Origin of the sequence: Waltera acetigignens (genome assembly GCF_025567015.1) — a bacterium.
GTDB lineage: Bacteria > Bacillota > Clostridia > Lachnospirales > Lachnospiraceae > Acetatifactor > Acetatifactor acetigignens.
In genome coordinates, this window is sequence record NZ_JAOQJO010000010.1 from 137,196 (window position 1) to 144,474 (window position 7,279).

Sequence of the window (7,279 nt, forward strand, 5' to 3'; positions counted from 1 at the left end):
ACATCTAAATTCACAATGGATTGCCTGAGAAATTATTAAGATTTTCCTAACTTTCGAATTTAGGCAACTCAAAATGCTAACGTAATTTACATATCAGTTTTTTATGTGTCATACATATTCTCCAATATACTTCCATATAATGCACAGATTGACTTCACAATTGCATGCCATGAAATATCAGCAGCATAAGAATAATTTTTTTGATATGTTTTCCATAAGGTCTCCATAACCGGACTTGATTCAATTTCATCAAATATTTCTCTTATATCCTCAGCTTCTATCAGGTCTAATGTTCCCCTTTTTTTGGCTGTAGCCACAAGTGCAGTCCATAAAACTTGTTTTTGGAGTTGTTCTCCATACAACTTTTGTAAAATATAAATATCATAAAAATCTCTCATTCGTGTATTTGTAACGTTTCGACTAACAACAGTTTCCAATTTTTCAGCCAATACCGTTTCCAGATTATATGCCCATACCTCAATAGTGCGGTCTTCAAGCATAAGATTAAATTTGTACTTGATTTCTCTTGGTGTAATTACATCCCCTGTAGAAATATCAATCTTTAATGGTGTGATTACACCATCAAATTTCGTTTCCATGCTTACACGAACACCAGGATAATCTGCTTCTTCCATGATTTCCGATATCCGTTTGACCCGAAATGAAACACCATCGTCCAGTGGAATTGATATAATTTGGGATATAATCATTTCTACATCCTCCACACTAACATTAGTGCCTTTTATGGTAGCATCCAGATCCATAGTAGCTCTGGCATCCAGACCAACCATTGCCGCCACAAGCATTCCACCTTTTAATATAAACTGGTTTTTATACTCTGATAAAGAAATTCGTTCTAAAAAACGTTCCATCATATAATTCCGCATCAAAATCTGTGCATCTGCGGATTTTTTCTTTGACATATTACGAATTAAATCCTTTAATTGTCTTGCCGTTGTTATCATCTAAAGTAACACCTCCAAATATGGTCTAAGTATGTTTTCAACATGAAACATAGCTGCGTATTTCATAAGCATCCGTAAGTTTTTATCCTTACGTTTTGCATATTGTTTCAATGCGTCTTGAAAGACCTGCATTTCAACATTTTTTCTGCTACGAAGCAGATCACAAATTGTTCTCTCCATGTCATAAACGGGAACGGAATGTCCGAATGATGTCTGCATAGCTATGATTCCTATTTCATGTAAATCCTTTTTTACTGTGTACACTTGAAAACCGTCTTCCTGCAAACGACTTGGATTATATCCAGTTCTTACTGTTATGGTGTATTTCAAAGGATCTCTGTCCGTTAAATCATGAAAAAACAATGCAGTTTCATGAGAAAATACAGCTTGACCACAACGTAAATGCAAAAGGTACATTGCATCTGTCCACGTATCCGGCGATACATACACACCATGAGCAGCTTGTTCTAATCCTCGTTCCTTCACATATGCATAAAACACAGACTTACTAATTCCATTATTTAGAACTTGAAATGTCTGAATTGTCCCTCCACATTCACGCAACAACAAATCTAATTTTTCAAACTGAGTCATATACTTTCTCCTTTCGTGCTAATATGATAATATATATTAGCACGAAAGTAAAGACATATAGTACCAATAAAATATCGGTATTTTTGTTTTAATGATATCCCCTTGTTTCTCGCCATCCCTTTACATACCACCTGATTCCAACATATACCAGTTGCACGAATAATAAGAGAAATAGCAGATTGATTGGCAATGTTATCTTTATCCACTTCCCAAAGTAGATAGCTGTTGCCATGCTTATAAGTATTACCATTATGGTAATCATATCCCAACAGCACTTCTTATATAACTCTGCAATCTTTATCTCTATAAATGCTACAAGTATTCCAGCACCCACCAAACATCCACCGCAGATCAGTATTCTTATCAGCCAATATACAATTCCGGCAACGACAGGATTGGATATTCCATTACTAATCTGTGCCATGTTCTTTCCTGTCAGTATAATCCACCCTGCAATGGTCTGTATAAAAGTGGCGATTGTATCAAAGAATACCACGCAATCAGAAATAAATATTTTTGACCGTATCATCTGAAAAAGAGTAGTTGATACGGAATACCATATCAGCAGAAACATCAATGCTTCATACATGGCTGTTTTTGTTTTATATCTGCCTGCCAGTTTTTCTCTCTGCGTATCATACTTTTCCTTGGCTTTCAGATAAGCTGTCAGGTTACAGTTCCCACACTTTTGATAGAGTACTGGCTTTTCAACCGGTATCTCTACTTTTTTCTGATGAGAGAGTGCATAGTCCCGTTCCTGTTCTGCCTGCCTTAGCTTATCTTGACATTCCTCTGTCATGATTTCGGCAGCGTGCGTTTTCTCTTTCTCTCTCTGCAACAATTCTTTTGTTTTCCTCAAGTCGTTCTTTAAGGCTTGAATGTTCCCTGCTCTGTTCTCGCTGTTTAACCTCTCGTTCAAGGTCAGCGATTCGTCGAGCTGCATTTTCAGTTCCCGGATAGTCCTGTCTTTCTGGTCGAGTTCTTCCTGCATCTGCTCTGTCAGCAGAAGCAACTCTTCCAGTTGATCGTCGCTCTTTGAGTTTCTTAATTCGTTCATCAATCAACCTTCCTTTCTCTAATTGCTGTTCAAGTTCAGTAATTCGCTGTTCTGTTTCTGCAATAGCCGGTTCTCGCTGTTTAATTTCTGTGCCAATTCCTGCCATTGCTGATTTTCGTCTGTAAGCTTCTGTATCTGGTCTGTCTTTTCTTCCAGAAGTATCAACAGTTCTTCTGTATCCGGCAAGATTTGAAGCAGTTCTGATAATTCGCTCTCTAATTGCTGCAATCGTTCTTCCTTCTCCTGAAAGCACATCAGCTTCTCGTCCTTTTCCTGTATTTCCTGAAGCATCTCTGCCATGATATTCTGCTGTTCCTCTATCTGTGTAATCATTGCTTCCATCATGGGAATTACTTCTTTGCTTTCTTCTAATGTCATTCAACCACTCCTTCCATATTGACAATGCACCGGATACCTTACCAAAGGTTGTGATTACCTTTTGCAGTAGTGCATTTTGTTTTTTAATCATCTGGTTTTCCTCTACCTTCCATGAACCATTCCATATCTGTCCGGTGAGATATTTTTCCTCAATCTTTCTTGCATCCGCACCCTCATGAATCGTAGGGATTTTTAATTTGCCCTGTCTTTCATAAGAGCGGTGGTCAATCTGATTGTCTATGGATAAATGCCGGTTACACATCCCAGCCCATTCGCTTCGCCATAACTCACAATTCTTTGGATTATTCCAGCCGGTAGCATCGGTCAGAACCCGTTTCCATTGTTTTCGGTTTCTTGCCCCGACTTTCTGTACTCCGTTTTCATCAAGTACCGGAATGCGGATTCCATGCCGGTCAGGATTTTTCTTATCCTGCCACCAGTCCGGGTGGGATTCATCAACCACGATATTTCCGTCAGTATCTCTGACAAAATCCCAGTCCTTGACTTCTTTGCTGCCCCATGAATGATCCAGATTGAATGGTCGCATGGTTACAAGTAAATGCACATGTGGGTTTCCATCGCCCTTATCGTGTATGCTCCAGTCGACACACATTCCCTTATCCACGAAAGTCTTTTGAATATATTCGGTTGTATAATCAATCTGTTCCTGTCTGCTCCATTCTTTCGGCAGGGAAAATTCAAATGAGCGTCCAAGCTGTGCATCTGCATTTTTTTCTATCTTCAATACCTCATTCCATAGACGCTGTTTCTGAAATGTGATTTTAAACTTTTCCAGTGCGGCATCTTTATCATCCGCTCTTTTATAACGGATAGACTGTTGAAACCTTTTTATATTTTCTTCCGGTACATGCAGCCATTCAGGAGGTGCATTTTCGCACATCATCAGACTGGTGTAGACGACTTCCTTTTTGGAAGTATAGTAACTGATTCTGCCTGTTTCCTCATTCTTCATCACATCTCCATTAAGATATGCCGATGCGGATATGACAGATTTTTCTTTACTGCGCCCGACAATCTTTACTGTAAAGTGAAATATCGCCATGATACGATTCCCCCTTTCTGCCGTATCCGGCATTGATTTCCGACAGCATCTTCTTCTGGTTTGGCAGAAGTGAAGCTGTCGGAACGCCCTCTGCGCAAGAGTGCCCCCTGCGGCATGAGCAGGTCTGGCTGAAAGCCCCGCCGACGGAACGAGCCCGGCAAGCGTAAGCGCAGACCGGTTGCCACTTGTGGCAAACTTATAAGGACGACCTCTGGTTGTCCATAAGTGCGCCCTTCATTCAAAGGCAATGAAGGGAATGGAAAAACCACTCCCTCCGCCATTACACTTCCTCCATATCTGTAAGTGGCTCTTTCTGCATCGCCTTTGAGAAAAACTTTCCGTTTGTTTCCTGCCTTTTTAAGAAGCCTATCAACTTTGGTAAATCTTCCTCCTCAATCGGACAGCCAAGAACCGATTCCACTGCGCCACCAATCTGACAGAGCCTGTGGGTTCGTTTTTTACTTTCCTCTGCTTTCTTTCGCTTTTCCAGTTCCTTCCGCTGTGCAATGAGCTTTTTTGTAGCTTCAATGCTTTCCTGTTCCTTTTTCTCTAATGCACGTATTCTTTCTTCATAAGTCTTTGTTGATTTCGCCATATCGTCTTCATCCTTTCTTTTTCCGATAAACAACAGTTTCCGGTTGCATATCAGGAGAAGCACATGGTATAATCCTCTTGCGTGTAGGTATATCATGGCTTCGGTCTGATAGAACCTTTGGCGGTTTCTTAGGAAGCCGCCTTTTTAAGTTGCCACATTTCTTGTGACAGCTTTTACATTTCCTTTATCCCTCAGATCACGCCCCTCGTTGGCTTCCATGAACTTTTCCAGAATGTCAGTTTTAATAAGGACTTTTCTTCCGACCTTTAATACCGGAAGCTTCTTCCATTCAACCAGCTTTCTCAAAGTGTTTCTGCCAATTCCTGTATAGTCGGCTGCTTCCTCGATGGATAATGCAATCTTTCTTTCCGTCATCTTGTCACCTCCTTACGAATTGCATTATGCAATTTTTGTTGTGCTGTTAGTATAGCGGTTTTATATTGTGTTGTCAAGCGTTATGAAATTTTAAAAATAATTATTATATTGCATATTGCAATTATGTGAGGTACATGCTATAATTCATACATACCGAAAAAGGAGGCAATCAGCATGAAAGATAAAGAACTACGCAAGCTGATAGGCAGCAGGGCAAAACAGCGTCGTCTGGAATTAAATCTGACACAGCCTTATGTTGCAGAGAAGATGGGAGTTACAGCTTCCACAATCCTGCGTTATGAGAATGGTTCGATTGACAATACCAAAAAGATGGTGCTGGAAGGTCTTTCGGAAGCACTTCATGTATCTATTGAATGGCTCAGAGGGGAAACCGATGAATACGAAACCGATATTACGGATAAGAAAGAATTACAGATTCGTGATGCAATGGGCGATATTCTCAAACAGTTACCTCTCGACCTTAGTAAAAAGGAAGATGCTTTTTCCAAAGATTTACTGCTGTTGATGTTAAAGCAATATAACCTGTTTCTGGAATCATTCCAGTTTGCCTGCAAGAATTACAAGGGCAACACGAATGAAGCTGATATTGCAAAAGTAATGGGGTTTGAATCGAATGATGAATATAACGAGATTATGTTTCTCCGGGAGATCACCCACACTGTTAATGCCTTTAACGACATGGCAGATATCGTAAGGCTTTATTCCAAGAAACCGGAAATGGCAGAACAAAGGCTTGAAAATCTTTTATCAGAAGTTTTGTATGAGGATTCCGATTCGGTATAGAACGACAACCGGAGTTATGATATACTTACACGCAAGAAGCATTTCATCAGTTCCGATTGTCTGATATCGAAAGGAGACACACGATTATGGCAAAAGGATCTGTAAGAAAAAAAGGAAAGAAATGGTACTACCGCTTCTATGTAGAAGATGCAAGCGGCAATCTGGTTCAGAAAGAATACGCTGGAACAGAAAGTAAAAGTGAAACGGAAAAACTGCTCCGTCAGGCAATGGACGATTACGAAAGCAAGAAATTCATTGCAAAGTCGGAAAATATTACAATTGGAGAATTACTTGATATATGGGCAGAGGAAGAATTAAAGACCGGTACGCTCAGTAATGGGACAGTCCAGAATTACCTCGGTGCCATTACCAACATCAAGAAGCATCCAATTTCAGAGAGAAAGTTGAAAAATGTAACATCTGAGCATTTACAAGCCTTCTTCGATCTGCTTTCCTTTGGTGGCACTTATCCAGATGGTTCAGAAAGAAAAGGTTATAGCAAAGATTACATTCGTTCTTTCTCGGCAGTATTACAGCAGTCATTCCGATTTGCAGTATCACCAAAGCAATATATCACTTTCAATCCGATGCAGTATATTAAGCTGAAATACCAGACGGATGAGGTTGACCTGTTTTCCGATGATGACATGGATGGCGATATACAGCCAATTCCACGAGAGGATTATGAAAGACTGATTGAATTTCTACAGAATTACAATCCACCGGCAATACTTCCAATCCAGATAGCTTATTATGCAGGACTTCGTATCGGTGAAGCCTGTGGTCTGGCATGGCAGGATGTGAATCTTGAAGAACAGTGCCTTACAATCAGACGCAGTATCCGATATGATGGTTCAAGGCACAAGAATATCATCGGACCAACCAAACGAAAAAAGGTAAGGATTGTTGATTTTGGAGATACACTGGCAGAGATTCTTCGCAATGCCCGAAAGGAACAACTTAAAAACCGAATGCAGTACGGAGAACTTTACCATAAAAACTACTACAGAGAAGTAAAAGACAAAAACAGAGTTTACTATGAGTTCTATCATCTGGACGGAACAGAGAATGTTCCAGAAGATTATAAGGAAATATCCTTTGTCTGCTTAAGACCGGATGGAAGTTTGGAACTGCCAAGCACGTTAGGAATTGTTTGCAGGAAGATTGCTCAGAAACTGGATGGATTTGAAGGATTTCATTTTCACCAGTTGCGACACACCTACACAAGCAACCTTCTGGCAAATGGAGCAGCACCAAAGGATGTGCAGGAACTGTTAGGGCACTCAGATGTCAGTACCACCATGAATGTCTATGCACACTCTACAAGAAAAGCCAAGCGGGAATCTGCAAGGTTACTTGATAAAGTGGCAGGCAATGACTAAATAAAACTTTCCCTTATTTCCCTTACGATTATCTCATAAGGGCAAAAATAAGGGAAAATACATATC

Annotated in this window: 9 protein-coding genes; 2 read left to right on the forward strand and 7 right to left on the reverse strand. The window is 40.1% G+C overall.

Annotated elements, in window-relative coordinates; genetic code table 11:
- Positions 1-101: 101 nt before the first annotated feature.
- The 7 genes from OCV96_RS10940 to OCV96_RS10970 form a co-directional block, all read right to left on the reverse strand.
- Positions 102-965, reverse strand: a complete 864-nt coding sequence (locus OCV96_RS10940; RefSeq protein ID WP_003505363.1) for a nucleotidyl transferase AbiEii/AbiGii toxin family protein — start codon at positions 963-965, stop codon at positions 102-104.
- The gene (locus OCV96_RS10945) at positions 966-1,559 is read right to left on the reverse strand and encodes a type IV toxin-antitoxin system AbiEi family antitoxin domain-containing protein (protein ID WP_262594519.1); all 594 of its coding nucleotides are present in this window, start codon (positions 1,557-1,559) and stop codon (positions 966-968) included.
- 88 nt (positions 1,560-1,647) lie between these two features.
- A complete protein-coding gene (locus OCV96_RS10950) occupies positions 1,648-2,358 on the reverse strand; it encodes a DUF6040 family protein (protein WP_138344492.1) in 711 nt (236 codons plus the stop codon).
- On the reverse strand, positions 2,336-4,057 hold the full coding sequence (locus tag OCV96_RS10955; RefSeq protein WP_262594520.1) for a MobA/MobL family protein: 1,722 nt from the start codon (positions 4,055-4,057) through the stop codon (positions 2,336-2,338). The genes OCV96_RS10950 and OCV96_RS10955 overlap by 23 nt, the downstream gene beginning before the upstream one ends.
- Positions 4,033-4,338 carry a hypothetical protein gene (locus OCV96_RS10960; protein WP_005345966.1) on the reverse strand — a complete coding sequence of 102 codons (306 nt, stop codon included), beginning with the start codon at positions 4,336-4,338 and terminating at the stop codon, positions 4,033-4,035. Before OCV96_RS10960 ends, OCV96_RS10955 begins: the two co-directional genes overlap by 25 nt.
- A complete protein-coding gene (locus OCV96_RS10965) occupies positions 4,338-4,652 on the reverse strand; it encodes a hypothetical protein (protein WP_014080633.1) in 315 nt (104 codons plus the stop codon). Before OCV96_RS10965 ends, OCV96_RS10960 begins: the two co-directional genes overlap by 1 nt.
- A gap of 144 nt (positions 4,653-4,796) precedes the next feature.
- On the reverse strand, positions 4,797-5,027 hold the full coding sequence (locus tag OCV96_RS10970) for a helix-turn-helix domain-containing protein (RefSeq protein WP_003505382.1): 231 nt from the start codon (positions 5,025-5,027) through the stop codon (positions 4,797-4,799).
- 174 nt (positions 5,028-5,201) lie between these two features.
- Here OCV96_RS10970 and OCV96_RS10975 point away from each other — a divergent pair, with 174 nt between their 5' ends.
- Complete coding sequence (locus OCV96_RS10975) at positions 5,202-5,831, forward strand: helix-turn-helix domain-containing protein (RefSeq protein WP_003505395.1); 630 nt, start codon at positions 5,202-5,204, stop codon at positions 5,829-5,831.
- 86 nt (positions 5,832-5,917) lie between these two features.
- Positions 5,918-7,213, forward strand: a complete 1,296-nt coding sequence (locus tag OCV96_RS10980; RefSeq protein WP_003505396.1) for a tyrosine-type recombinase/integrase — start codon at positions 5,918-5,920, stop codon at positions 7,211-7,213.
- Positions 7,214-7,279 lie beyond the last annotated feature (66 nt).